Origin of the sequence: Klebsiella terrigena (assembly GCF_012029655.1) — a bacterium.
Classification (GTDB): domain Bacteria; phylum Pseudomonadota; class Gammaproteobacteria; order Enterobacterales; family Enterobacteriaceae; genus Klebsiella; species Klebsiella terrigena.
Window position 1 is genome coordinate 4,538,673 of the sequence record NZ_CP050508.1, and the last position, 25,095, is coordinate 4,563,767.

Genomic DNA, 25,095 nt, shown 5'->3' on the forward strand with positions numbered 1-25,095 from the left:
CGGTAGCACCCGCTTGAAGCCCAACATACGGTCCGCCTCGGCTTTTACGAGGTGGTTGCGTGTTGGCGCTCGTAGGCCTGTAGGTTGCAGTAGGCAATGCGCGTCAATGGGAGATCGATTCCATGGCGCTCGGCGCGCTCAATGAGGTCACCGACGATGGCCTGCGCCTCCAGACGCGATGCGTTCTGACTGATGTCGCGCATCATGGAGGCAGCCCAGGTCGAGCGAGGGTCCAACAGGCGTGCCTCCAGAGCAAGGACCTCGTCGGCGGTTGGCGCCTGCTTTTCGGCGGTCGCAACGGCGCAGCACTCTCTTATCGCCTGCCGCATCAGGAACTCGCCATCGCGTGAGGCGAGAATGTCCCCCACCGTAGCACGCATGAGGCAGGTCATCATCGCGCCAGCCGCAAGCATCATCCACTTGTTCCATAACGCATGATTTACATCCGGCGATAGCGTACGCAGGCCGGGCGATTGAGCCAACAAGCTCAGACATTGCCGGGCGGGGCCAGAAGCCTTGGGTGTTCGCGATCCAACAATGACAACATCCGAATTGCCCAAATGCCGTATGACCCCAGCCTGATCCAGCTTGACCGCAATGTATGCGATACCGCCCAGCACGCGGTCTGGACCAAAGAGCGCATCCAGTTGGTCATAGACTGACATGCCATTGATAAAGGGCAGAAGGGCCGTATTCATGCCCATGGCGGGAATGATGTCACGCAACGTAGCATCCAGGTCGTAGGCTTTGCAGCTCAGGACAATCAGGTCATAAACGGGGGTTAGCTCATCACGAGTGAGGGCCGCGACAGGGCCGTTGAAATCCCCCAACTCGCTACGAACCTGCAACCCGTTAGATGCCAGTATCGCGGCCCGTCCGGGTCTAACCAGGAAAGTGACATCGGCACCAGCCTGCAGGAGCCGCGCGCCGTAGTAACCGCCGATTGCACCGGCACCCACAACAAGAATCTTCATAATTAACTCCCGTATCAGATAAAGCAGGCGTTCGTCGCTGCCAAACAACGACAGGCAGGTTTCGGGCCTCATTCGAGGCGGCATATACCCGGCCTCATTTGCCTCTGGCTCATCGGGTACAGGAAATATAGGGCATTCACTAAAACACCTCCAGCGGCCGCCGTTCTGGTCAAGTGTTCCGGCCTGTTACCAGGCCGCTTGCATGGCGACGGCCCGGTCGCGGTGTGTCCGGTACAATCAACACTCTAAAGTGCGCTATGTGGTAATTAACCCTACACATCATCACAGAGAAAATCGCGTGACCATATTGATTATAGGTCACAAGCTATCATGTATCATGAAATACATCCAGGCCGTACTACCACCACTGCGGGGATCTAAACTAACATACTGAAAAAGAAGATATAGATCGCTTTTTAGAAGCTGAACGACTCCCCGAACTAACCATCTGCCGGTCAGCGTCACGAGAAATACGGTTCACGGACTTCATAAAGTGAAAGGTATGCCGGTGATTTCAGCCGTTAAATTGGCCATCACTCGCCTGATAAGCGTGAGCAAACTGACAAAGGTAACAAAAAAACCGGAACGCAGGACATAGCAATAAAATAAATTATTTTATAATAAATTCATGCAATTATGATTTTTTCTGGTGCTTTTTGGTGATGAGTAGCTTATTTAAGCTATAACGTGGTTGACAACGCAGTGACCAATGAACAAAATAGTTACATGTTTTTACGCTAGTTGAAAAATTAAAACTGCTGTAAATATTTATAATGCATTGGCCAGACTCACTGAAGAGAAATAAAGATTTTAAAATTTCTCTTCAGCCAGTAGGAAAAATCATGATAAACAAAAAAGAAATAATAGACGATCTGATTGTATGGATAGAAGGTAATATTGAAAATCGTCTTGATATTGATACTCTGGCAAAAAAATCCGGGTATTCAAAATGGCACCTGCAAAGAGTGTTTTATACTTGTACCGGAACAAACATTGGTAACTTCATAAGAGAAATGAAATTGTCACATGCGGCGAATCTGCTTTTGAAAACAGAAGAGCCAATAATAAGCCTGGCCCTAAAGTACGGCTTTGAGTCACAACAATCCTTCACCAGATCTTTCACCAGAAAATACGGCATCCCACCGAATAAATACAGAAAAAACGGACACCTAAATACAAAACAAGCATAAGCACTGGCGGTTTTATATTTTAATATAAATTGCACAGCATTTAGTACCTCAGCCGGCCAGGCATACCTCTAACACATCCCTGATTTTCATATGAACCGCTCTGCTTTCAACTGATAAACCTCAACTTTTATGATGATTCTTGTCATAAGATTTCTCAGAAAATATGAATGCATGACTTATTTAAATTATCCCTTAAAAAAGAAAAATGAATTCTTTTAACAACACACCGCTGAAGTGCCGTTATATTATCACTGCCATAAAAACATGGGCTATGCTGTGATGGTCCTTACCCGAAAAAAAAACCACTGCCAGTGGCGACAGTGGTTAATAGCTTACCTTTTATTATATACAACACATCAATTACAATAATACCATTCTTCCAGGTCAATGTTTGCCAGCAAATGCTATTTTAAACATTGCATTTAAATAATGCAGGTTTAATGGTTATTGGCCTGCCATCATTTCCGGATGACATTCAGCAGAGCACAAACGTTAACCCTTAAAAAACAACAATCATCACAACCCCAGGTAATAAACCTCCAGCGCATCAACTTATAAAAGTCAATCTCCAGAAGGTTTTATCGTTTACTCTTCATGAAGACGATGTATTTCCCGTGATTATGCAGGGGTAACCGCTGCACCATAATTCAGGTGCAGACTGCACAAATGTCACAAAAACAAAAACGGCATCATGATGAGAGTCATCGTAAAATCCTCATCATTCGGTCCACGTTTTCAGGGCCGCCGGAATGTAGTCTGGCGGCCCTTCCTTTAGTATGTCACGGTCAAACCGCAGCCAGCGGCTCCGCAGGTTTCTGTTCATCAGGACGTATCCTGAACCAGATGGCATACATCGCGGGCAGGAACACCAACGTAATGATGGTGCCGCCAAACGTCCCGCCAATCAGGGTATAGGCCAGCGTTCCCCAGAACACCGAGTGCGTCAGCGGAATAAACGCCAGTATGGCGGCCATCGCCGTTAGCAGCACCGGCCGGGCACGCTGCACCGTCGCCTCCACCACCGCATGGAAAGGTGCCAGCCCCTCCTGCTCATTGTGATGGATCTGCCCTATCAGGATCAGGGTGTTACGCATCAGAATGCCCGACAGCGCGATCAGCCCCACCAGGGTATTGATGCCAAAAGGCTGGTTGAAGAGCAGCAGGGTTGGCACCACCCCAATCAGCCCCAGCGGCGCGGTGAGGAAGACCATCACCATCGCCGCCATCGACCGTACCTGCAGGATGATAATTAACAACGTGATGGCAATCATGATAGGGAACAGCGGAACCATCGCTTTGGTGGCTTTCCCCGACTCTTCAATTGAACCCGCCTGCTCGATGCGGTATCCGGACGGTAGCGTATCGATGACCGGCTGCAGCGCCTTGGTGATGGCGGTGGAAACATCCGGCGGCTGCAGATTTTCGGCAATGTCTCCCCTCACGGTAATGGTTGGGGTGCGATCGCGACGGCGCATAACCGGATCTTCCATTTGCACCTCGACCTCTCCGATCTGAGACAGCGGAACGCGCTGACCGGCAGAACCCACCAGGGTGAAGCCGGCTATTTTTGCCGGGTCAAGCCGGATATCGCCCGCCGCGCGCCCCATGACCTGCACCGAACGGATATCTTCCCGTACCGAGGTGATCGGAATGCCTGAAAGCAGGAACTGAAGCTGCTGCGCGGCCGCATTCGATGTCAGCCCCACCGCCTGCAGACGATCCTGATCGAGCGTGAAGTGCAGCGCCGGTACCCGCGGGCCCCAGTCGGTGTTGACGGTTCTCATCATCGGGCTGGCCTGCATCACCTTTTCGACCCTATCCGCAATTTCACGCAGCGTGGAGGGATCCGGCCCCATAACACGATACGCCACCGGATAGGGCGAATACGGACCAAACACCAGCTGGGTCACGCGCAGGCGCGCTTCAGGCGCCAGCCCGCCAGCCGCGGCTTCACGCAGTCTGAACTTGAGCGCCTCGCGTGCTTGCGGATTGTCCGTCAGCACCACAATTTTCGCAAAAGAGGGATCGGGTAGCTCAGGCGCCATGGCCAGAAAGAAGCGCGGCGACCCCTGACCGATGTAGGAGGTGACGATTTTTGCCTCTTTCTGCTTGCTCAGCCATGCTTCGATTTTCGCCGCCGTGGCGCTGGTCTGCTCAATGGATGTGCCATAAGGCATCTGCACTTCCACCAGCACTTCCGGGCGATCGGAGGTGGGGAAAAACTGTTTTTTCACCAGCCCCATGCCGAGTATCGCCAGCGTAAAGACGGCAATCACGGTACCGGCTACCATCCACTTGCGGGCGATAACCCGGGTCAGCAGTCGGCGAAAGCGGTTGTAATGAAGGGTGTTGTAGATAGCGGCGTGTCCGCCCTCAACCTTCCTGATGTTGGGCAGCATCTTCACGCCCAGATAAGGCGTAAACACCACCGCCACAATCCATGAAGCAATCAGGGCGATACCGACAATCCAGAACATGTTGCTGGTATATTCCCCGGCGGTGGACTGGGCAAAACCGTTGGGCATGAAACCGACGGCGGTGACCAGCGTACCGGCGAGCATCGGGGCGGCGGTGTGGCTCCAGGCATAGGCCGAGGCTTTGATGCGGTCGTAGCCCTCTTCCATTTTCACCACCATCATTTCGATGGCGATAATGGCGTCATCGACCAGCAGCCCGAGCGCAAGGATCAGCGAGCCCAGGGTGATACGGTCAAAGTTTTTGCCGGAAGCCTCCATCACCACAAAAACGATAGCCAGGGTCAACGGCACGGCGGCGGCGACCACGACGCCCACGCGCCAGCCCATGCTGACAAAACAGACCACCATCACCACCAGCAGCGCGACGAAGAATTTAATCATGAACTCGTCAACGGCGGAGCTGATGTTGACGGACTGGTCGGTCACCTTGGTCAGGGTCATGCCGAGCGGCATACTTTCATTGATTTTGGCCGTTTCCGCATCCAGCGCCTTCCCCAGATCCAGACCGTTCCAGCCGTCACGCATCACGATGCCCAGCAGCAGCGCCGCTTCACCCTGGTTGCGGATCAGGAAGGTTGCCGGGTCTTCGTAGCCCCGCTCCACGGTTGCCACGTCCGATAGCTGCAGGGTCCTGCCCTGGGCAACAATGGGGGTTTTGCGGATTTTCTCCAGCTTGTCAAAGGCGCCATCCAGGCGGATAAAGACCTGCGGCCCTTTGGTATCAATCGAACCGGCGGGCGTCAGCACGTTCTGGCTGTTGAGGGCGGAGAAAATATCCTGAGGCGAAACGCCCAGCGTCGCCAGCCGGTCATGGGAGAAGGAGACAAAGATGCGCTCGGCCTGTTCGCCGATAATATTGACCTTTTTGACCCCCGGCACGTGCAAAATTCGCTGGCGCAACGATTCCGCATCGCGGACCAGCAGCCGCTGCGGCTCCCCTTTCGCCTTCAGCGCAAAGAGCGCGAAGGTCACGTCGGAGAATTCGTCATTGACCATCGGCCCGATCACGCCTGCCGGCAGGTTTTGGGCCTCATCGCCGAGCTTCTTGCGCGCCTGATAGAACTCTTCCTGCACCTGTGAAGGCGGCGTGCTGTCCTGCAGTGACAGCATGGTAAAAGCCAGACCGGGACGGGTGTAAGTTTCGGTGCGGTCATACCACTTGAGCTCCTGCATGCGCTTTTCCAGCGGTTCCGCGACCTGATCCTGCATCTCCTGCGCGGTGGCGCCCGGCCAGGCAGAAATAATCGTCATCTGCTTGACGGTAAACGGGGGGTCTTCTGCCCGCCCCAGCTCGAAGAACGCCAGGATCCCGGCCACGGTAATCAGGATAATAAGGAACAGCGTAATTGAGCGCTCGCGAACGGCCAGCGCTGAGAGATTGAATTTTCCCTCGCTCATGGTCGACTCCCGGCGACGCTGGCATCGCCCTGGGCCGTACGTACGGCCTCACCGTCATGCAGCAAATGCGCCCCGAGAGCGACCACCAGTTCACCAGCCTGGAGGTTACCGGAGACCTGCGCCACATCATCACCCAATCCCAGCACCTGCACAGGCCGCCACGAGACTTTGGCGGGCTGACCTGAAATCTCCCAGACCCCCGGCCCTTTGCCCGGATCGTAGATGGCAGCGAGTGGCACCTGCATCACCTGGCCCGGTAATTTATCGTCGGCAATATGCAGCGTCACGGTCGAACCCAGCGGCGCGCTCGCCAGCGCCCCTTCAAGCACGTATCTCGCTTCGAAGGTACGGGTGACGGAGTCCGCGGCATCGGAAAGGAGGCGCAGCTTTGCCGGAACCGGCTGTTTGTCCGTGCCGTACAGCGTTGCCATGGCCGCGCTTCCGACGGCCGGACGTAGCGTCTCTGGCAGCTGCACGATGGCCTCGCGCTGGCCTGCTCTGGCCAGGCGAACCACCGCCTGACCGGCGCTGACCACCTGGCCGGGCTCCGCCAGCGTATCCATGACCACGCCGTCGGCGTCGGCCAGCAGCACGGCGTAGCCCGTCGCGTTTTGCGCCACGTTCGCCTGCGCCTGCGCCGCGCTGAGCTCAGCTTTGGCGGTATCGGCGGCGGCCTTTATCTGGTCGTAGGCCGATGCAGAAACGGCGCCCGTTGCGACCAGGCCGCGGTAGCGCGCTTCATCCGCAGTGGCTTGTTTTGCGCGGGCTCGGGCAGCCGTGACGGCCTGCTGCTGTGCCTGTGCCTGCAGGCTCAGGTCAACGGGATCCAGGCGCATTAGCGGCTGGCCGCGCTTGACGGTCTGGCCGGTATCGACCAGGCGTTCAAGGATTTTGCCCTGCACTCTGAAACCGAGATCGCTTTGCACCCGGGCGACAACAACGCCGGTGAACGCGCGGGAGACATCCACCGCACTCATTACGGTCGCAGACCTTACCAGAGGAGGCTGAGTACGGGGATCGTCAGTGCCGGAAGAGTCACCGCAGGCCACGAGAGCAAGCGGTAACAGGCATACGGCAAGAGGGGCAAATTTGAACCTGAGCATGGGGTTCCTTAATCATTTAACAGGACAGTATCCCCATACTCTTTCATGTGACCAAATAAGTCAATGGTCACCTATCAGGGTGATAAACTTCTTAGAATTAATGATGACAGCAGTACGGCCGCAGAGGATGCGGTATCGAGGTTAAATTGCAGTTGTACAGGGCAAATATAAGGCTGCATGACCAGACAGATGGCATCACTGGTCTCATCCAGCGGGGTTTTTCGTTCAAACTCCCCTGACTGCCGGCCTTCCTGAATGATTTGCTGTATCAACTGACGCAGGTGCTCCTGATGTCCATTGGCGGAAGGCCAGCGTTCCCGGGAAGCAACGGCAGCAATGTCATAAAGTTTGCGATCGTGGAAAAACAGATCGCTGCCGGCTTCCGTCAGGGCCTGAAATAGACGCCTCAATTTTTCTGACGCTGTAGGCACATCGGCGATCGCGTTATTAACAATCTCAGAGACTTTCGCCAGCCTGTTGGCACAAATCACTTCTCCAATAGCCTGTTTGGAATCGAAAAATTTATAGATATAGGCTTTTGAAAACCCGATGGCTTTCGCCAGATCGGACACGGTGGTTTTTTCGTAGCCGAAATGCCCGAAGTGCTCCGTGGCGGCTTCAACAATCTGGTCGCGGACGCTGTGGTCCGAAGGACCCCGTGGGGGATGTACAGGTGTATGTTTAGTCATTTTTTCAGCTTAGCTCAGAAGACCTCGATTGACAACATGTGACCATTTGGTAATGTAGTCACAAATCAAAATTGACTCAAGGCATATTATGTTCCTTCCGCGTACTTTTGTCCTGGCCGTAACGAGCGGCTTACTGACGAGCTGTGCCGTCGGGCCGGATTATCATCGCCCGGATACGCCACTTCCAGAGCACTATCAGGCTCAGTCTGCCGTTGAGCAGAGAAGTGCATCCCGACCCGCCAGTTTTAATGTGTGGTGGGACGGATTTGATGATCCCCTGCTAAGTCAGTTGGTTTCAGACGCCCTCGCGCAGAATCTCGATCTTGCCCAGGCGACCGCCCGCATGGACCAGGCCCGCGCCGGACTGGGCGCGGCTACTGCCGCGTTGTTGCCGTCCGGAAACATCAGCGGGCAAGCGACGCGCGCGTATCAGTCGACTGAAACCCCGTTGGGTCAGGTTCTCAGCGCAACGCCGGATTATAATCGCTACGGCAACAGCTATGAAGCCGATCTCAACGCAAGCTGGGAGATTGACGTATTTGGTGGTCTGCGCCGCGGTCGTCAGGCTGCACTGGCTGACTACCAGGCCTCTGAAGCGGGTGTCGCCGCGACCCGTCTCGCCGTCGCGGCCCAGACGGCTGATATCTATATCACCCTGCGTGGATTACAAACCCGACTGGCCATCGTGGACAAACAGGTCAGTACGCAGCAAGCGCTGCTGGAAAAGGTACAACTCCTCCATGCTAAAGGGCTGGCTCCGGAGTATCAGGTTCGCCAGACCGAAGGCGCGCTGGCACAAGTTCAGGCAACCGTGCCGGTTCTCCGGACAGGGCTTGATACCGCGATGAACGCTCTCGATGTCATGCTCGGCACGCCTCCCGGCACCCATCGCACTGAGTTAGCACTGCCAGGGGCCATTCCGCAGGCCCCGCAAATAACCTCAACGGGAACACCCGCCGACCTGCTGCGCCGCAGGCCAGACATTATCGTGGCAGAACGCCATCTCGCTGCCTCAAGCGCACGCATCGGCGTGGCGGTCAGCGAGTATTATCCAAAATTCTCGCTCAGCGCATTGCTCGGCAGCGCAACGGCAGTATCGAGCGGCAACCTTTTTTCCGCAGATGCCAGCCAGTCGGCTGGCGTTCTCGGTCTACGCTGGCGGCTCTTCGATTTCGGTCGTATCAACGCCCAGATAGACCAGGCGAAGGGCCAGGAACAGGAAGCCCTCGCCGCCTATCGCCTGTCGGTACTACGCGCCACCGAAGATGTCGAAAATGCCTTCTCCGCCCTGATCAATAGTGAAATACAGGCAGCAACGTTGATTAAAGGTGAATCCGCCCTGGCCAGCGCCCGCCAGTCGTCTTTCATCGCTTTCCGGCAGGGAACAGCCAGCCTGATAGACGTCCTTCACAACGATGAAACCCTTTTACAGTCTTCCGACGCCCGTGCGCAGGCCCAGACAGAAGCTGCCCGCGCCGCTGTCGCTACGTTCAGAGCGCTCGGAGGAGGCTGGCAGCCACCAGAAACGGCGCCAAAGACTTCATAAACCAGGTTCCGGGTTCTAACGCGGAAAGACATGACGAATCTTTTACCACTCATAGCATCACATAACCGTTTTGATAACCGGGGGACGGATGAAAAGAATAGGCATTCTGGGCGTTGATGCGTTAACCGAAAAACTGATCAGAGGATTCTTTCAGGCAGCGCCTGACGCCCAGGTATTTCTGTTCCCGGCAAACAGTGAGCGAGCCCAAAGGCTGGCAAGAGAATTTCCCTGCTGGACCCAGGACAATCACCAGGCGGTCATTGATGAAGTGGATGTTATTATTATTAGCGTTGCCCCTGATACCTTAAATGAACTCGCGGGCAGTGTGCAGTTGCGCTATTCCCAAACCTTGATTTCTCTTGTCCCGGGTATTCAGTCTCGAGCCCTCCGCGTCATGTTTCAGCATTCAGACTGCGTCAGATTACAGATGGCATATAGCGACGAAATAAACAAATCTGCGGTCATACTGACCTCAACGAATGAAGAAATTCAGCGTCTGTTTTCCCCATTTGGCCCACTCTTAGTAGTGGCCGAAGAATCGGACTTTGATTCGTCAATCGGAGGCACTATATGAGCGATGATTTTTATCAAAAATAGCGAAACATCGGAATTGTTAAATTCTGAAAATTTATCACCTGCACCTCCTGATAAGTTTAACGGCTTTCGACATGCTGCATAAATAACGAACGGAGTAATTAATATGACTACAAAAAATAATGAATGGATACTCATCACTGGGGCTTCAGGCGGGTTTGGTGAAGAGTTCGCGCGTCAATATGCTGCTCAGGGAAAATCACTTATCCTTGTAGCCCGGCGACTTGATAAGCTCGAGTCGCTGGCTAATGAACTACGCGCGAGTTTTAATATTGACGTAATCGTTGAACAGGTGGATCTTTCCGATATTACCGCCATCAGCGAGCTGCACAACCGCTTGCATGAGCGGAATATCATCGTTGATATCTTAATTAATAATGCCGGTCATGGGTTACAGGGTAGCTTTTTGGATCAATCAGTGGATGATTCGCTTGGCATGATCAATCTGGACATCGCCAGCCTGACGGTAATAACCCGGCTTTTTGCAGCAGATATGCGTGCCAGACGTAAAGGATCTATTCTGATGGTCGCCAGTCTGTTGTCATATCAGGGAGTAAAGAGTTTTGCCGTTTATTCTGCAGCGAAAGCTTATGTTCTTCGGTTTTCTGAAGCGTTGCATAGTGAGCTGAAAAGCGAGGGTGTCACTGTCACCGCACTATGTCCGGGCATGTCTGACACTGGGTTCGCCGCAGCCGCCAAACAGAAACTGACTCCCGCTTTAAAAGGGATAATGATGCCGCCTCAACCTGTCGTGCTGGCAGGCATCCAGGCGCTTAAAGCCGGGAAAATGAGCGTCGTTCCGGGTATGGGGAATAAGGCGATGGCATTTCTCATCTGGGCTACACCACGCTGGCTACATCAGGCCATTATGGCCCGCATAATGGGCGTATAAACTGTAAACCTGCAGACGGAACCAGTCTGTTCTGTCTCAAGTGGATATAAGTCGAATCAAAGTACTGCGCCGGCCAGTCCCAAGCCGGAGTTCCACAGCACGGTGGGTGACAACGTAAGCTCGTCAGGATGGACGACAGCGAAGCCCGGCATGTTCTGCTCTACATACGGTTTGAAGTAAGTGTGACCTCAGACCGTATTGACTCTTATTTAAACTCCGAAGGCTTTAGGCGAGCGAGCTTTACGGCACCGCAAAGTTATGGTGCTGGCTCCATTGTGGGCATCCTTGATATGTAGGGTAATCAACTCGACCGCCCTTTCCTCCTGTCGGCGCTCGATAGCCTCCAGAAGTTCGGCATGCTCTTCATAGGTTTGTGCGATGCGCGCTTCATACTCGAAATCGAGGCGGCGCATCATACGGATCCTGTCGGTGATATTGGTCATGGCTGTTTAACATTCACCCCGCCCGGATATCCGAGATGCTAAATATCACGTTGCGCTGTGTATCGCTGCAACCTCCTTATCCAGGCAGCATCAGGCAGGCTATTTCTGATTATAACTGGATCATATTCGATACCAGGTTCAGCTTGCGGAACAATAGAACGATAAAGCACGCTAAGAAGATAATTTATTCCAATAATGGAATTGGACATCCACCGTTCCTCCTCCCTAATATCGTTCTGACAGCGAACATAGATAAGTCCGTATCCCCTTTGACAAACAAATTTTCAGATAAAATGAGAGCATTAGTCATTGTTTCATGTAACAAAAAGACATGTGTCCTGGCTTACATTTTTCTCTTTCATCACCATTTATAGTGGGCTCACTTTGTAAGTGTGAAGAGTTTAATCAGAAAAGCTTAATAAAAGTGAGGCTTCTGGCTGGGCTGTCCTGCAGATTTAGAATAACCCCAAATAATGGTGGGATAGATAACATCTCCATCTTTAATCTTCGTTAGCGCAGGCTGTAATGGCCGGTGCTGTGTATTCCTGACAGTGCAATAAAGAGGTGTGCTTATGTCTGCTTCAGTTATTGAAAAGCAGAGCGCTTATGAAAAGCTGAGCCTGAGAGAGAAGGTCGGCTACGGCATGGGTGACGCAGGATCTTGTATGATTTGGAGCGTGCTGGCGCTTTATCTGACCTGGTTTTATACCGATGTCTACGGCTTAGATGCCGGAGTCGTCGGAACATTATTCCTGGTCATCCGTATTTTCGATGCTTTTATCGATCCGCTCATGGGCGCCGTGTGCGACCGCACCAAAAGCAGATGGGGTAAATTCCGGCCATGGCTGCTGTGGATGGCATTGCCGTTTGGCCTGGGAGCTGCGGTGATGTTTACTACGCCAGACCTGAGTATGGACGGAAAAATTCTCTATGCCTGGGTTACTTACCTGGTTATGTCAATGATCTACACCGCGATAAATATTCCCTATTGCTCGGTTGCGGGTGTGATTACGCTTAACCAAAAAGAGCGCATGGGCTGCCTTTCATGGCGCTTCTTCTTAAACGGCCTGGCAACGCTTATCGTCTCTTCTGCTATCTTGCCCCTTACCGACTGGTTGGGCGATGGAAACCGCGCATCCGGTTTCCAGATGACGATGATGATCATGGGAGGAGCGGCCACCTTAATGTTTCTATTTTGCTTCTCCAGCATTAAGGAGCGCGTTGTTTCGGTGAAAGCAAATGACTCGCTATGGCGAGATCTGAAAGATATCGCCAAAAATGACCAATGGGTGCTGATGATTTCAATCACCTTCCTAAACGTCTTTCCGGCCTTTATTCGCGGTGCAGTCACTATCTATTACGCCAGCTATGTGATGCACGCCTCAGTCGGGTTTATCACTTTCTTTCTGGCACTTGGCGTGGCCTGCAATATGCTGGGCAGCGCCATTGCTAAACCACTAACCGATCGTTTCGATAAAATTAAGCTATTCCGCATTATTAATATCATTCTCGGTATTCTGTCGTTCGCATTGTGGTTTGTCGATCCGGCATCGCTAACGCCGCTGTTAACACTGTTTATCATCATTAATATTCTGCATTTAATCCAGTCAGGTCCTATTCTGTGGGCCATGATGTCCGATGTTGACGACTACGGCGACTGGAAGTTTGGTAAACGCCTGACCGGTATCTCCTTCGCAGGCAACCTTTTTATGCTGAAAATGGGGCTAGCGGTAGCGGGTGCGATCGTTGCCTGGATCCTGTCGTACACCGGCTATATAGCCAATAAGCCGCAACAAAATCCACAGACGATTCAGGGCATAATTATGATGTTCTCGTTATTACCCATGGTCAGCTATTTCATCAGTGCATTTATGGTGCGTTACTTCAAACTAAATAACGCCTTCATCGAAAAAATAAAAGTCGATCTTGCAAAACGCGAACTGGAAAACGGGCAAAATAAAGCACCTGAATTTACTGATACACCAACCAGACAACCTGCACATTAATTTTTAAGAATATTCAGTCAGCGAGTTGGTATCGACTTTACATTAATCATTACGGAGTATTAAAACAATGGCCAGCGAAAATTATTATGATGTCACAGAATGGAATATCGGCAATCCGTATCAGGATATCGGCGAAGTCATCAACAGTATCATCACCAACATTAAAGCAAGGCAAACTGATGTTGATATTAATGATGGAGGAAAACCCGGCGCGGTCATTTATATTCCACCAGGAGATTACCATCTGACGACTCAGGTGGTGGTTGACATCAGTTGCCTTAAAATAATGGGCTCAGGCCACGGTTTCACGTCTTCGAGCATCCGTTTTAATACGCCAGAAAGTGACGTAGCAAACTGGCATGAAGTGTGGCCGGGAGGCAGCCGCATTCTGGTAGATCTTTCTCCGACCGCTGGGGATGAGGAATATACGGGCGCTGCGTTTTATGTTCAACGGGATGGAGACCCACGTATCAGCTCGGTTGAGTTTGCTGATTTTTGTATCGACGGTTTGCATTTTGTCGATGATGGCTCAGGGCACAACGATCCAGAGAATACCTACACCAATGGAAAAACAGGTATTTATATCGCAAGTGCTCAGGACTCATTCAGGATAACCGGCATGGGTATCGTGTATTTAGAACACGGAGTGACCAGTTATCATGCCGATGCGTTGTCGATACATAATAACTTCATTGCCGAATGCGGCAACTGTATTGAACTCAGGGGGTCAGGACAGGCTTCAAAAATCACCGACAACCTGATAGGTGCTGGATATAAAGGCTATTCAATTTATGCACAAAACTTTGGTGGCCTGTTAGTGGCGGCAAACAACGTATTCCCCCGGGGTTCCAGCAGTATCCATTTTTCCGGCGTGGTACGTTCTACGATTACCAGTAATCGGCTCCACTCATTTTATCCGGGAATGCTGGTTCTCGATGATAACAGCTCCGAAAACCTGGTTTCTGCGAATCATTTCTTACGCGAGCGTGAGCCCTGGGGGCCAATGCAACCTTACGATAATGGTTTAGATGATCTATATGGTCTGCTGTATATTAGCGGGAATAATAACTCAGTTATTGCCAACCATATCTCAGAAACTATTGATGCACAGTACATTAAGCCGTCCGGTGCCAGGCCTGTCATATTGCGTATTGTCTCAGGCAACGGGAACTATATTTCGGACAATCATATTGTCCCCACGACTGTAACCTCTGAAACGAAAACCGTGGCGGCGAACTCCTGCTTCCACGCACAGGTTGGCTCTTTGCTGACGATCAATGCATTGCAGTCACTTGATGTGGTCATGGTGAAGGTAGAGGCAGAATCGCAGCAAAACACGATTCTGGACTCTGGTTGTGATGCACAGGTTGCCATCGACAGAACGCTCAATGCATTCAGAGCCACCCCGGTACCGGGGATATAAGCATCATTATTTCATGACGAATGGTCATTTTAAAATGGGTGCAGAAGGAACACCCATTTTATCCCACCCTGCCAGACATTCGTTAATGGATGAAAATGATGGCAATTAAAAAAGTAAAACTGACTCCTGGCACTATATTTCCCCTGGTGTTTTAGCTGCTAATCCTCCCGCACTACATTGAATCGCCAGGTGAATAAAGCCGCTAAACCAAAGGTGCGTAACTATATTTTTGTTACTGTCATATCCAGACTGCTGCTACGAACAATAAGCCGGGTAGTTAATGCTATTGCGTCAATATGTTCTTTCTTTTCAGTACTGTTGATTAACTCAAACGCCAGCTTGCCCATTTCAGTAATGGGCTGAGCAATACTGGTAATATTCATCATTTGTGCAATTATCGTATTATCGAAACTTGCCACGGCGATATCCCCAGGAATATTAACCCCTCTAAGCCTGAGTCTTTCGATGACATAACTTGCAGCGACATCGTTATAAATAAACAGACAGTTTATTCTTTTCTCAAGAGAGATAATGTTATCAACGATATTATCCAGTGAGTGGATATGCCCACGGTTAATTTCGCCATCACCTTTTGGTATCCAGTAGCCATGCTGTTTTTCGACCTTATAACCGTAGCTGACGGCTTTCTTACAAAAAGCGGACATCTTGCGATTGTCCACGCCATCCTGGCCGATAAAGCCGGGTCGGGTACGACCGATATCAAAAAAATGCTCGGCGATGGTCTCGGCCCCACGCTCCTGGTTGTTCGAAACCGAATTAAAGAAACGGGAGGTTTGTGTCACCACGGCAGTATGAATACCGGTGCTCAGCAACCACTCAGACAAAGAAGACTCCGCCTCAGTTGGAACCCAAATCAGCGCCTCAATTCCCATGCTGACTAGCGTTTTCACCAGCTGCTTGTCATGAAAAGGTTGGTTTTGATGAGTTTTAACCAGCACAGACTTCCCCACGTAGCGAGCCTCCTCTTCGAGAGAGGCCAGCAACTCGCAAAAATGCGGGTTAATCAAATTAGGTACCACCACACCTATTAATCCAGAACATTTTCCACTGAGCTGTACGGCGTTTCTGTTTGGAACGTAACAGAGAAAATCCATCGCCTCATGCACTGCACGGCGAGTTTCCATGGTAACGCTCGCATGATTATTAATCACCCGGGATACGGTGGCGGTTGAAACACCCGCCTTAGTTGCTACATCTCTGATTGAAGCCATGGTTCGCATGTTACCGATTACATTAGTGACACGCAGTGTAAAAACAGTGTCTGATAAAAAATGTCGGGCAGATCTCATGTTATGTTGTTACATGAATTCACGGCCACGATCACAGATAGTAGCCTGGACTGAACCCACGACGGGCCTGACGCCGCCTGTGTTATTCAATCCGCCTCACCTCGGGATGCTTTTCCGTCGCGGCCTCGTGAAAAATATCATCCAGCCAGCCGGGAATCTCGGTTTCGGTAAGATCGTCGGGAATAATGACTTCATACAGGCGGGGAAACTTTCGCTCCGTCAGGTCAGCACGAAATATCAGCCAGCGCTCACCTTCACGCTGAACCCCTATATGTCGGCCAAATACATCATAAATCAGCATCATTACCTTCTTTTAGCCCCCGCGATTGACCCCTTCTTTTTCTACCTTAGCTGAATCACCCTGCAAAACGAAGACGTTCGTTTTAGCGAACTGAACGGTAAGACGCGCCGCCACGCCTCAATGCACTCCTCGCTCAACGCTGTCGGGGATATTTCGAGAGGCAGGCGAGTGTCGGGAGCAGACAAAGAACATGATTAATGAACCAGGGGCATAAAAAAGCCCCGCAGATGCGGGGCTTACGGAAACAGGATGTCTTAATCGAAAACACCGTTAATGATGGAAGTCACAATGGCCGTGCTTAAAGCAACAAGCACCAAATCATCGCCAACGGCTCGCCATTCGTAGCCCGGGTAATATGGCAAATCGTTAATCATTGATACTGGTAATGTTTTCTTTGCAATACCTGGAGGTAATGGTTTACCTCGCACGACATTTTTAGCGATACCCGGCGGGAGCGCCTTATAGCCGACAAGACCATAATTTACCGCATATGAGCGAGCACGAGAGAAGCTGATATCGGCGTCGACATGGTCTGGTTTACCGTAGTTCTTGCGCTTCCCATGAGCCTCATTAGATTTTTCGTTACTTTGACCTTTATTCCCGTGGTCCGAACTTTTTCCGCTGTTGCCATGGTTACCACTGTTACCGTGATTAGCGCCACCATTGCCTTGCCCACCACCATTACCATTACCTGGGTTTGCAAAAACCGGTGAGGCGAGGACCGCCAGAGAGATAACCGCCGCCAGTGCAGTTTTAAGAGTGCGACGCTTAAACATGATATTCATTCCTGTAGTGTAGAAACACACTTTGAAGATATGCCAGAGCTATAAACCTAACAATCTCATGATTTCTTATTTCTAAATATTTTCCCATGGACGGCTTAATCTTGCGCCATGACGGGCATGGCGGGGAGATAAGGGTTGGTTGATAAGGACGTGACCGCCATTAATGGGCTGAGAATAAGTACTAAGGCAAGCGTGGTTTTTTAGCCGGCGCTGACCGCGTTCGTGCCTGTGTACTCAGCATGATGATCCGTCCGAATATAATGAGATAGACGCATGTTAACCGGTTTGTGCCTGCGGATAATGGCAGGCAGGAGGATAGGCATTATGAGCAGCATTCATGAATGCTTCGCTGGCATCAGAACAGGAAGACGCGATATATCACCGCCATTACCCCAACGTTCAATATTACGCTGATAAAAAAATGACGCCGAAAGGGCTGCTTTTGCGTCTTATGGCGAAAGAGCTGCTGGCCCACTATCGCCCCCGGCCATCCGCCCACCAGCCCAAAAATAAGCAACGTCATTTCCGGGACTCTGCGCCAGGCCCTGCGGGCCGCCATTTTATCGACGCCATAAATCGCCAGCGTCAGCGCGTTAACAAGTAAGAACCATATAGCCAAAGGATGGGGAAGAAATAAGCAGCCCAGCGCCGCTAAGCCGAGAAGAAGATAACAAAAGCGATTGAGGTTCATTGGCGAGGCGTAACATTTATAAGCTGAAACAGGAGAGTCACTATACCCCTTCCCGCTCAGAAGCGGTAAGGCACAATGTTCGACACGTGACTTTCGATCTGCGGTTAATCACCAGGCACGTGATGTTTACTTGCGGTACAGGCTTCCTTGACCCGAGCGCGCCCTTCTGCTCCCCATCCTGCAGAGGTATGCCAACATGATGAAATACGTAGTCAATTTCAGGCTTCATGATAAATACCCTCTTCATACAAAACGCAATATGAAAAGCCGCCCTGGCCGCCTCACTAACCGCGGCTGCCTAAATCGCGATCCTCCCGTTCCCCAACGAGAAGGTGAGTAAGCTCATCGCAGCGCAGGATGCGCCCGGATGCCAGGGTAAAACGCGCCATCACCGCAATTTCGCTCCGCTGGCCGCTCTTTTTATCCACTTTGACATGGTGATGAGTGAACACCGTATTCCCATCGCCGACAATGGCCAAAACCGAGAGGCTCATTCTGCTCGTCAGCGTTTTTAATAACGCCATATGCCCGACAAATCCTCGGTAGTCGAGGCGCTTGCCATCCACCTGCTGCTGATAGTCAGGGGAGAAATAGCGGGCAATCTTTTCCTCCTCATGCTGAGGGTTCGTAATGATTTCGCGCAGGGCATCAATAACGATCTGGGTTTCTTTGCTCATTTGCTTCCTTAATGGGTGTATGTCGTCGCGCAACGCCGGGTTGAATGAAGGTTAGAGGATCGCGGCCGTGGTACGATAACCGTATTCAGACATGATATACGGCCAATCAGCCATGATGATGCGCATCGAAACCTTTGATTATCAGCGAGGCCACGTCACCGAGTGGCACGAGCATGACGGCGGTCAGTTCTACTGGCTTACAAGCGGCATCATGGTCGTTGAGACCGAGCAGGCGCAGTGGACGGTCACGCCGGGCTCCGTGGGATGGTTTCCCGCCGGCCTTCGCCACAGGGCCCAGGTGCCGGGCCAGCTCAGCGGGACAAGCCTCTACCTTCACGCATCGACCGGCGCGGGGCTGCCGCTAACGCCCGGGATCTACGGTACCGATAGCTTCATTCAGGCCCTGCTGGAGCGCCTGTGCGCCGGTCCCCGGCCGGGCTTTCCTGCAGATTATTCGCCCAGCCTGCTGTCGCTGCTGGCGGCTGAAATCGCCAATGCGGTCGAGCTTCCGCTGCAGCTGCTTTTGCCGACCGATCGCCGCGCGCGTAACGTTGCCGACCAGCTGCTCGCCCATCCGGACAGCCCGCTGACCCAGACGCAGCTGGCCCAGCGCTGGGGCCTCAGCGTTCGCTCTCTCAGCCGCCTGTTCCGCGAACAAACCGGCCTGAGCTTTTGCCAGTGGCGACAGCAGGCGAAGGTGGTCACGTCGCTCCAGTGGGTGCTGGCGGGGGAGCCGATCGCTGAGGTCGCCGCGCGCAGCGGCTACGCCAACGTCAGCGCCTTTATCGAGGTATTTCGCGAACGCTTTGGTCGCACGCCCGGCCAGCTTCAGCTCGCCAGCGCTAAATCCTCCCTCGCCGGCGGCTAGCGCTCGCTCGTCCCGGCGGGATAGTGCCGCGAAAAAGCCGGCTAACGCCCCGGTTTAGCGGCGGTATTACGCCATTGACAGCGCTAACTGTAACGTTACACTAAACCGCTGTAGTTTATGAATCCCATCAAAAAAGCGATGCTGAAGGCGACGAAGACTCTGCCATTCACAAATTGCTGCAAAGGAGATGTATGGCAAACATTCGTGATGTCGCAAAGCACGCCGGCGTGTCGGTGAGTACCGTATCCAACGTGCTCAACGGGCGCACCGATCAGATGCGCGTTGAAACCCTGGCGCGTATCCAGCACAGCATGCAGGCGCTGAACTACCTGCCGAATCGGGTCGCCCAGCAGCTAAAAACGGGGCAGGCAAAAATGATCGGCCTGCTGGTGCCTTCGATCGTTAACCCCAGCTTTGCCTCGCTGGTGCGCGAAGTGGATCTGGCGGCGAAAAAACGCTTCTATCGGGTGCTGATCGGCAATACCTATCGGCAGATCGAAGAAGAAGAGGCCTTTATTGCCGATATGTTTGCCCACGGCGTGCGCGGGATCATCGTCGCCGCCTGCGACATTGAAAAGCCGCATTTTGCCCAGGCCGCCGCGCAGGGCATGATGATGGTCAACTATGACAGCCGGATGCCCACCGGGGCTGAATCCGGCGGCCTGGCGCTCGACAGCGTCTCAATGGATAACATCGAAGCAGGCCGCATGGCCGCCGAGCATCTTATCGCCCGCGGATGTCGGCGCCTGATCTTTACCACCGTCGCCGGCATGACCTCCAGCCGGGCGCACAAAATTGAAGGCTTTCTTAGCGCGGTGCGCCGCCACGGTCTCTATTACGACGGGATGATTGTCGAAGAGCAAACCATGGCGGCCTACGGCGACACGGAAATGACCGAGCTGGGCCGCTCGCTGGCGAAAAAGATCTGCCAGCAGTCGCAGCGTCCTGACGGGGTGGTCGCCATTAACGACGCGCTGGGCATTGGGCTGATGGCCGGCCTGCACGAGGCCGGGATCAGCGTCCCCGGGGAGATCTCGATTATCGGCATTGATAATATCCCGCTCTCCGGGCTGGTTTATCCCGGGCTGACCTCCATCATGCCGCCGCTGGCAGAGATGGCCGAGGTGATGGTCGAGCGGTTAATTGAGCGGATAGAGAACCCGACGCTTTCGCCGGCCGAGTTTCTGTTCCCTCCCGCGCTGGTCCGTCGGCAATCGGTACGCGAGGCGCCCGCGTCCTGAAGCAGGCGCGTTCCGTTGCGGTAAAAGAGAAGCGCCCGGGGCGCTTCTCTTTTTTCATACCAGCGTCGGCCCGACGGTGAGCAGAATATTGGCAAAGCGTCGGGTTTCGCCAGACGCGATGGCCAACAGCGTATCCGATGATTTTGCCTGTGCGTAAAAGGCGTTGCGCTCAATATATTCAAGCTCGGTCGTCTGCGTCAGAACGTGGCGATATTCGCGCGCAATAGTGTTATCAAACTCGGGCGGGCTGGCCATCAGCGTCGCTTTTTCAACGCTAATATAGCCAAGAATTTTTTGCAGGATCGTCACGCTGCCAATTAAGCCGGGAGAAAAGTTCAGGTACACAATCCGTGCCTGCGCTGCGCTGTTGGTCAAAATAGAATAATTAGCATCGGCAATAAGAATATTGGCCTTATGCCCGCACAGCGCCAGCGCCTGGAGTAAATCAGGATGGATAATATCGGATTTAATCATCAATACGCTCTCGTAATACGGGCGGCGTTAACCGCCCGGCTTTCCGCTATGCCCGGTAAATACCGCCGTTTATGTCAATTGTCGCCCCGGAAATAAAGCCATCGTATTCGGAGGCAAGGAAACAGATGGCTCTCGCGACATCCTCCGGCGTGCCCGCCCGGCCCAGCGGGATCTCCTGGACCGTGCGATCGGCAGATTCCTGGGTGGTGTGCTGGTTATGGAAACGCGTTCCCAGAATCAGGCCCGGGGCGACCGCGTTGACCCGAATGCCAAACTCCCCCAGCTCGGCGGCAAGCGATCGCGTCCACGTCAGCACCGCGCCTTTCGTCGTAGAGTAGACCAGCGAACCCGAGTGCCCGCCGGAGCGCCCGGCCAGCGAGGCCAGATTGACGATGCTGGCGCCGTTCGCGGCGCTCTTCAGCCACGGCAGCGCCTGCTGGGTCACGTTGAGCATGGTGGTCATATTGACGTCAATAACGGTCCGCCAGAAGTGGGCGTCAATCTCGCCGAGCCACTTGCGCCCGATGATGCCGCCGACGTTGTTGATCAAAATATCGATACCGCCTAAAAACTCTGCCGCCTCCGCCACACAGCGGGCGGCGTCCGCCTCATCGGTTAAATCGGCACGGCCGCAGGCCGCTTTGCGCCCTTTTTGTTCGGCAATCGCCATCAGCTCTTTGGGCCCCTCTTCGCCGCTGAAATAGTGAATATAAATATCGCATCCCGCCTCAATTAATTTTCTTGCGGTCTCTTTTCCAATACCCTGTTCAGCACCGGTAATAAATACTTTTTTTGCCGTTAACAATCCCATTTCAGACTCCTGTTATTCAGACTCATCGCACCAGAAAATAATATTTATCGCCTCGGGCAATTTTGGAACGTGGACGTCCCTGCCCCCAGGCATAGTCAATTTCAGCTTGCGGATAATTATTTCGGCGGCATAGCAACGGTGCCGCCACCTTGTACTCGATTAACGCAACGCTTAGTAACCCGCCAGACCCGGCAGCCAGGTGGTTAACGGTGGCACCATCGCCACGATAATGATGCCGACCAGAACCACCGCCAGGTATTTCGCCATCGGCCGGATCACGTGCTTCATCTCCACGCCGCAGATGGCACAGGTGGTATATAAGCCCAGCCCAATGGGCGGTGAAAATAGCCCAAAGCCCATTGCCAGAATCATAATGATGCCGAAATGCAGCGGATTGAATCCAAGCTGCACGGCAATCGGCACCAGGATCGGGGCAAAGATAATCAGGGCCGGCGCGCCTTCCAGCACCGCGCCGAAAATAATCAAAATCACGATGGTGAGCAGCAGGAACAGCCAGGCCCCCTGCTCAACGCCAATACCGACTAGCAGCCCGGCGATTTGCTGCGGGATCATCTGTATGGTCAGCGCATAGGAGAGGCTGGTGGCGCAGGCGACGATAAACAGCAGCACCCCGGACATCGCGGCGATATCAATAAACATCTTCACCGTGGCCTTAAACGTCAGCTCGCGAAAAGCCAGCCGGCCGACCACGATGGCGTAGATCACCGCAAAGGCGGAGATCTCGGTTGAGGTGGCGATCCCCATCATCACGCCGCGGCCGATCATAAAGATCATCACCAGCCCAACGGCGGCGCCAAGATAGAGCTGAGCGCGCGGGCGCAGCACGGGATAGGCCTCGCTGACGTTAATTTTGCCGCCAAAGCGGTTGGCGGCAATCATCAGCAGCACCAGCAGACAGGCCGCGGGCACCAGGCCGGCAATAAACAGCGCCCCGATTGAGATATTGGCTACAAAGCCCATCACGATCAGGTTTACGCACGGTGGAATGGTTTCTGCCATCACCGCCGAGGCGGCGAAAACGCCGGCAGCCTCCTCTCCGTCCTGCTTCGCCCGTCGTACCGCCGGCATCAGCACGCCGCCCACCGCGGCGACGTCCGCCAGCTTGGAGCCTGAAATGCCCGAGAAGAAAGCCATCGACAGGACGGTGGTCATGTTTAAGCCGCCGCGAAAGCGCCCCATTCCCCGCACGATAAGCTCCACGAGGCGCGTGGACATGCCGTTGATCTCCATCGCCGCGCCGGCGAGCAAAAAGAAGGGGATCGCCAGCAGGACAAAGTGATCGACCCCGGCCGCAACCTGCTGGGAGAAGAAGACAAACGGCAGCGACGGATCGCAGATAAAGAACACCATCGCCGACATGCCGAGGGTGAAGGCGATCGGCACGCCGGCGAGAATACCGAGGACGAAGCAGATAAGCATCAGCCCCGCCGCCGCGCTGGCCGGGTCGGCCATCAGCGACAGCTTGACGTAGCCAAGCGCGGCGAGCGCGAGGATCCCGGCGCCGCTGAGCAGCACGACCCTGGCGCGTTCACGTAAGGCCAGCTCCAGCGCGGCGACCATCATCACCAGCGAGCCAATCAGCACCGGGATCACGTAGATGACCTGCGGTAAACCGGTTTCGGTGGTCTGCACCCGCGCGGCCTGAACCAGGTCATAGCTGGAGACGACCAGCCCGACGGAAACCAGGAACAGGATCCAGCGGCTGGCGTGCACCACGTACGGCCGAACGTGCTGCGGCAGAAAGCGCAGGAACAAATCGACGCCGATATGCCCCCCTCTTGCCGTTGACGTTGCGACGCCAAAAAAGACCAGCGCAATCATCAGCGCCCGCGCTACCTCTTCCGCCCAGTGAATCGGGGAGTGCAGCGCATAGCGCCAGATAACGGAGGCGAAAACCACCAGCACGTTGATAAACAGCACCAGCGCCCCGGCCCAGGCGGTCAGGGTCGTCAAAAATCGACTTAGCCTGCCGAGTAGCGCCAGCGCGACGCACTCATCCTTTGCTTTAATAGAGATATCAGCCATCTTGAACTCTCTGTGTAAGGTCATGGATATCATCACAGGCTCGCCGCGAAGGGCGGGCGAGCCGACGCTCCCCGCTACTGCTGGCTCTCCGGCGCCGCGGCGGTAATCTCATCAACGATAGGTTTCATATCCGGGTACTGGCCAAGGAATGCCTGCCACACCGGCTGCACCTGCTGATAGAAATAGCGGCGATCGGTTTCGCGGAAGGTTACGCCCTTCGCTTCGAGGTTCTTAATGGCCTCCTGCTCTTTTTTACCGGCCTGCAGGCGTTCGTAGTCGGTCGCCTCTTTTGCCGCGGCCAGCACCTCGCCGCGCAGCTCCGCCGGGATCTGCTCGAAGCTTTTCTTGTTCATGGCGATCATCAGCGGGTTGTAGCTATGGCGGGTCAGAGTGCCATTTTTGACAATTTCATAATATTTACTCGAGTAGATCGTCGGGGCGTCGTGCTCTACGCCGTCAATCACCCCCATCTGCAGGCTCGAATAGACTTCTCCTCCCGGCATCGGAATCGCCACCGCCCCCATATGGTTCAGGGTGGCGATAAAGTTGGGCACCGGCAAAACGCGGATTTTGAGATTTTTTAAATCTTCAGGTTTTTCAATAACCTTCTTGGTGTAAATATTGCGCGCGCCGAGGTTATAGCCGTAACCCAGCACCATCACGTTAGCCTTATTCATCATTAAAGCCGCCAGCTTTTCACCTGCTTTGCCGTCGAGTGTTTTGCCGACCTGCGCGTAATCTTTAAATAAGTAGCCGAGATCCAGGACGCCAATTTCAGGGACCAGCGTGGCCCAAATGGAGGTCCCGGAGATCATCATATTAATTGCGCCAATGCGTACTTGCTGGGTGGCGTCCGCCTCTTTCCCCAGCATGCCGTTGGGAAAATAGTTCAGCTTGATCTGCCCTTTCAGTTTTTCATTGTTATTCAGGTTTTCCTGAAAGCGGCTGAACCAGATGTAGTGGGCCGAGGATTCATCCGCGGGCAGCGAAGAGTAGACCCGAAAATTAAGCGCCGCGTGGGCCAAAGAGGTCACGGCGCTGCCGGCTAACAGGGCCGTGCCCAAACATGCAACGGCAAAAATACGACTTACTGAACAAAACGGTTTCATTTTCATCATCGTTATCCTTTCACGTCCCGTTGAGATAGATGTCACCC

At 53.4% G+C, this 25,095-nt stretch carries 23 protein-coding genes and 1 pseudogene; 8 read left to right on the forward strand and 16 right to left on the reverse strand.

The window, feature by feature from the left end; all coding sequences use genetic code 11:
• Positions 1-44 precede the first annotated feature (44 nt).
• Entirely contained in the window at positions 45-974 is a 930-nt protein-coding gene (locus HCK03_RS21295; RefSeq protein WP_143717160.1) for a ketopantoate reductase family protein, read from the reverse strand.
• Positions 975-1,816: 842 nt separating this feature from the next.
• On the opposite strand from HCK03_RS21295, the gene HCK03_RS21300 reads away from it, so the two are divergent.
• Complete coding sequence (locus HCK03_RS21300) at positions 1,817-2,164, forward strand: helix-turn-helix domain-containing protein (protein WP_167692156.1); 348 nt, start codon at positions 1,817-1,819, stop codon at positions 2,162-2,164.
• A gap of 785 nt (positions 2,165-2,949) precedes the next feature.
• Here the strand turns inward: HCK03_RS21300 and HCK03_RS21305 are convergent.
• The 3 genes from HCK03_RS21305 to HCK03_RS21315 form a co-directional block, all read right to left on the reverse strand.
• Entirely contained in the window at positions 2,950-6,039 is a 3,090-nt protein-coding gene (locus HCK03_RS21305; protein ID WP_167692157.1) for an efflux RND transporter permease subunit, read from the reverse strand.
• The gene (locus tag HCK03_RS21310; RefSeq protein WP_167692158.1) at positions 6,036-7,142 is read right to left on the reverse strand and encodes an efflux RND transporter periplasmic adaptor subunit; all 1,107 of its coding nucleotides are present in this window, start codon (positions 7,140-7,142) and stop codon (positions 6,036-6,038) included. Before HCK03_RS21310 ends, HCK03_RS21305 begins: the two co-directional genes overlap by 4 nt.
• A 74-nt stretch (positions 7,143-7,216) precedes the next feature.
• Entirely contained in the window at positions 7,217-7,831 is a 615-nt protein-coding gene (locus HCK03_RS21315) for a TetR/AcrR family transcriptional regulator (protein ID WP_041144206.1), read from the reverse strand.
• Positions 7,832-7,919: 88 nt separating this feature from the next.
• Between HCK03_RS21315 and HCK03_RS21320 the strand changes: the two genes are divergently transcribed.
• The 3 genes from HCK03_RS21320 to HCK03_RS21330 all read left to right on the forward strand — a co-directional run bounded on the left by HCK03_RS21320 (position 7,920) and on the right by HCK03_RS21330 (position 10,863).
• On the forward strand, positions 7,920-9,377 hold the full coding sequence (locus HCK03_RS21320; RefSeq protein ID WP_041144205.1) for an efflux transporter outer membrane subunit: 1,458 nt from the start codon (positions 7,920-7,922) through the stop codon (positions 9,375-9,377).
• An 88-nt stretch (positions 9,378-9,465) separates the two neighbouring features.
• Positions 9,466-9,951, forward strand: coding sequence for an NAD(P)-binding domain-containing protein (locus HCK03_RS21325; protein WP_167692159.1), 486 nt, complete (start codon positions 9,466-9,468; stop codon positions 9,949-9,951).
• 126 nt (positions 9,952-10,077) lie between these two features.
• Complete coding sequence (locus HCK03_RS21330) at positions 10,078-10,863, forward strand: SDR family NAD(P)-dependent oxidoreductase (protein ID WP_167692160.1); 786 nt, start codon at positions 10,078-10,080, stop codon at positions 10,861-10,863.
• Between the two features lie 209 nt (positions 10,864-11,072).
• On the opposite strand, the gene HCK03_RS21335 is transcribed toward HCK03_RS21330, so the two are convergent.
• Together HCK03_RS21335 and HCK03_RS21340 are read right to left on the reverse strand one after the other, a co-directional pair.
• Positions 11,073-11,306: an FCD domain-containing protein gene (locus HCK03_RS21335; RefSeq protein WP_143992457.1), complete on the reverse strand. Its 234-nt coding sequence runs from the start codon at positions 11,304-11,306 to the stop codon at positions 11,073-11,075.
• A 38-nt stretch (positions 11,307-11,344) separates the two neighbouring features.
• Positions 11,345-11,515, reverse strand: coding sequence for a hypothetical protein (locus HCK03_RS21340; protein WP_167692161.1), 171 nt, complete (start codon positions 11,513-11,515; stop codon positions 11,345-11,347).
• Between the two features lie 363 nt (positions 11,516-11,878).
• Here HCK03_RS21340 and HCK03_RS21345 point away from each other — a divergent pair, with 363 nt between their 5' ends.
• The gene (locus HCK03_RS21345; RefSeq protein ID WP_167692162.1) at positions 11,879-13,312 is read left to right on the forward strand and encodes a glycoside-pentoside-hexuronide (GPH):cation symporter; all 1,434 of its coding nucleotides are present in this window, start codon (positions 11,879-11,881) and stop codon (positions 13,310-13,312) included.
• A gap of 67 nt (positions 13,313-13,379) precedes the next feature.
• Positions 13,380-14,735 carry a NosD domain-containing protein gene (locus HCK03_RS21350; RefSeq protein WP_167692163.1) on the forward strand — a complete coding sequence of 452 codons (1,356 nt, stop codon included), beginning with the start codon at positions 13,380-13,382 and terminating at the stop codon, positions 14,733-14,735.
• A 221-nt stretch (positions 14,736-14,956) separates the two neighbouring features.
• Here HCK03_RS21350 and HCK03_RS21355 read toward each other — a convergent pair whose 3' ends face one another.
• The 6 genes and pseudogenes from HCK03_RS21355 to HCK03_RS21375 form a co-directional block, all read right to left on the reverse strand.
• Complete coding sequence (locus tag HCK03_RS21355) at positions 14,957-15,967, reverse strand: LacI family DNA-binding transcriptional regulator (protein WP_041144200.1); 1,011 nt, start codon at positions 15,965-15,967, stop codon at positions 14,957-14,959.
• Positions 15,968-16,127: 160 nt separating this feature from the next.
• Entirely contained in the window at positions 16,128-16,346 is a 219-nt protein-coding gene (locus tag HCK03_RS21360; protein WP_167692164.1) for a DUF7661 family protein, read from the reverse strand.
• A gap of 254 nt (positions 16,347-16,600) precedes the next feature.
• Positions 16,601-17,122, reverse strand: coding sequence for an anti-virulence regulator CigR family protein (locus tag HCK03_RS21365; RefSeq protein ID WP_123550950.1), 522 nt, complete (start codon positions 17,120-17,122; stop codon positions 16,601-16,603).
• Between the two features lie 107 nt (positions 17,123-17,229).
• Positions 17,230-17,372 (reverse strand): annotated as a pseudogene (locus tag HCK03_RS26455) (Bcr/CflA family drug resistance efflux transporter); the annotation flags it as partial.
• A 114-nt stretch (positions 17,373-17,486) separates the two neighbouring features.
• Positions 17,487-17,822 carry a DUF1294 domain-containing protein gene (locus HCK03_RS21370; RefSeq protein WP_167692165.1) on the reverse strand — a complete coding sequence of 112 codons (336 nt, stop codon included), beginning with the start codon at positions 17,820-17,822 and terminating at the stop codon, positions 17,487-17,489.
• 284 nt (positions 17,823-18,106) lie between these two features.
• A complete protein-coding gene (locus tag HCK03_RS21375) occupies positions 18,107-18,499 on the reverse strand; it encodes a nuclear transport factor 2 family protein (RefSeq protein WP_167692166.1) in 393 nt (130 codons plus the stop codon).
• 112 nt (positions 18,500-18,611) lie between these two features.
• On the opposite strand from HCK03_RS21375, the gene HCK03_RS21380 reads away from it, so the two are divergent.
• Both HCK03_RS21380 and HCK03_RS21385 read left to right on the forward strand, forming a co-directional pair.
• A complete protein-coding gene (locus HCK03_RS21380; RefSeq protein WP_228283754.1) occupies positions 18,612-19,367 on the forward strand; it encodes a helix-turn-helix domain-containing protein in 756 nt (251 codons plus the stop codon).
• A 191-nt stretch (positions 19,368-19,558) separates the two neighbouring features.
• On the forward strand, positions 19,559-20,608 hold the full coding sequence (locus tag HCK03_RS21385) for a LacI family DNA-binding transcriptional regulator (protein WP_041144194.1): 1,050 nt from the start codon (positions 19,559-19,561) through the stop codon (positions 20,606-20,608).
• A gap of 54 nt (positions 20,609-20,662) precedes the next feature.
• Here the strand turns inward: HCK03_RS21385 and HCK03_RS21390 are convergent, their stop codons facing one another.
• The 4 genes from HCK03_RS21390 to HCK03_RS21405 all read right to left on the reverse strand — a co-directional run bounded on the left by HCK03_RS21390 (position 20,663) and on the right by HCK03_RS21405 (position 25,057).
• Entirely contained in the window at positions 20,663-21,082 is a 420-nt protein-coding gene (locus tag HCK03_RS21390) for an RbsD/FucU family protein (RefSeq protein WP_041144193.1), read from the reverse strand.
• 46 nt (positions 21,083-21,128) lie between these two features.
• A complete protein-coding gene (locus HCK03_RS21395; RefSeq protein ID WP_041144192.1) occupies positions 21,129-21,893 on the reverse strand; it encodes an SDR family NAD(P)-dependent oxidoreductase in 765 nt (254 codons plus the stop codon).
• Positions 21,894-22,064: 171 nt separating this feature from the next.
• Entirely contained in the window at positions 22,065-23,939 is a 1,875-nt protein-coding gene (locus tag HCK03_RS21400) for a TRAP transporter large permease (protein WP_041144191.1), read from the reverse strand.
• A gap of 74 nt (positions 23,940-24,013) precedes the next feature.
• Entirely contained in the window at positions 24,014-25,057 is a 1,044-nt protein-coding gene (locus HCK03_RS21405) for a TRAP transporter substrate-binding protein (RefSeq protein WP_041144190.1), read from the reverse strand.
• Positions 25,058-25,095: the final 38 nt, after the last annotated feature.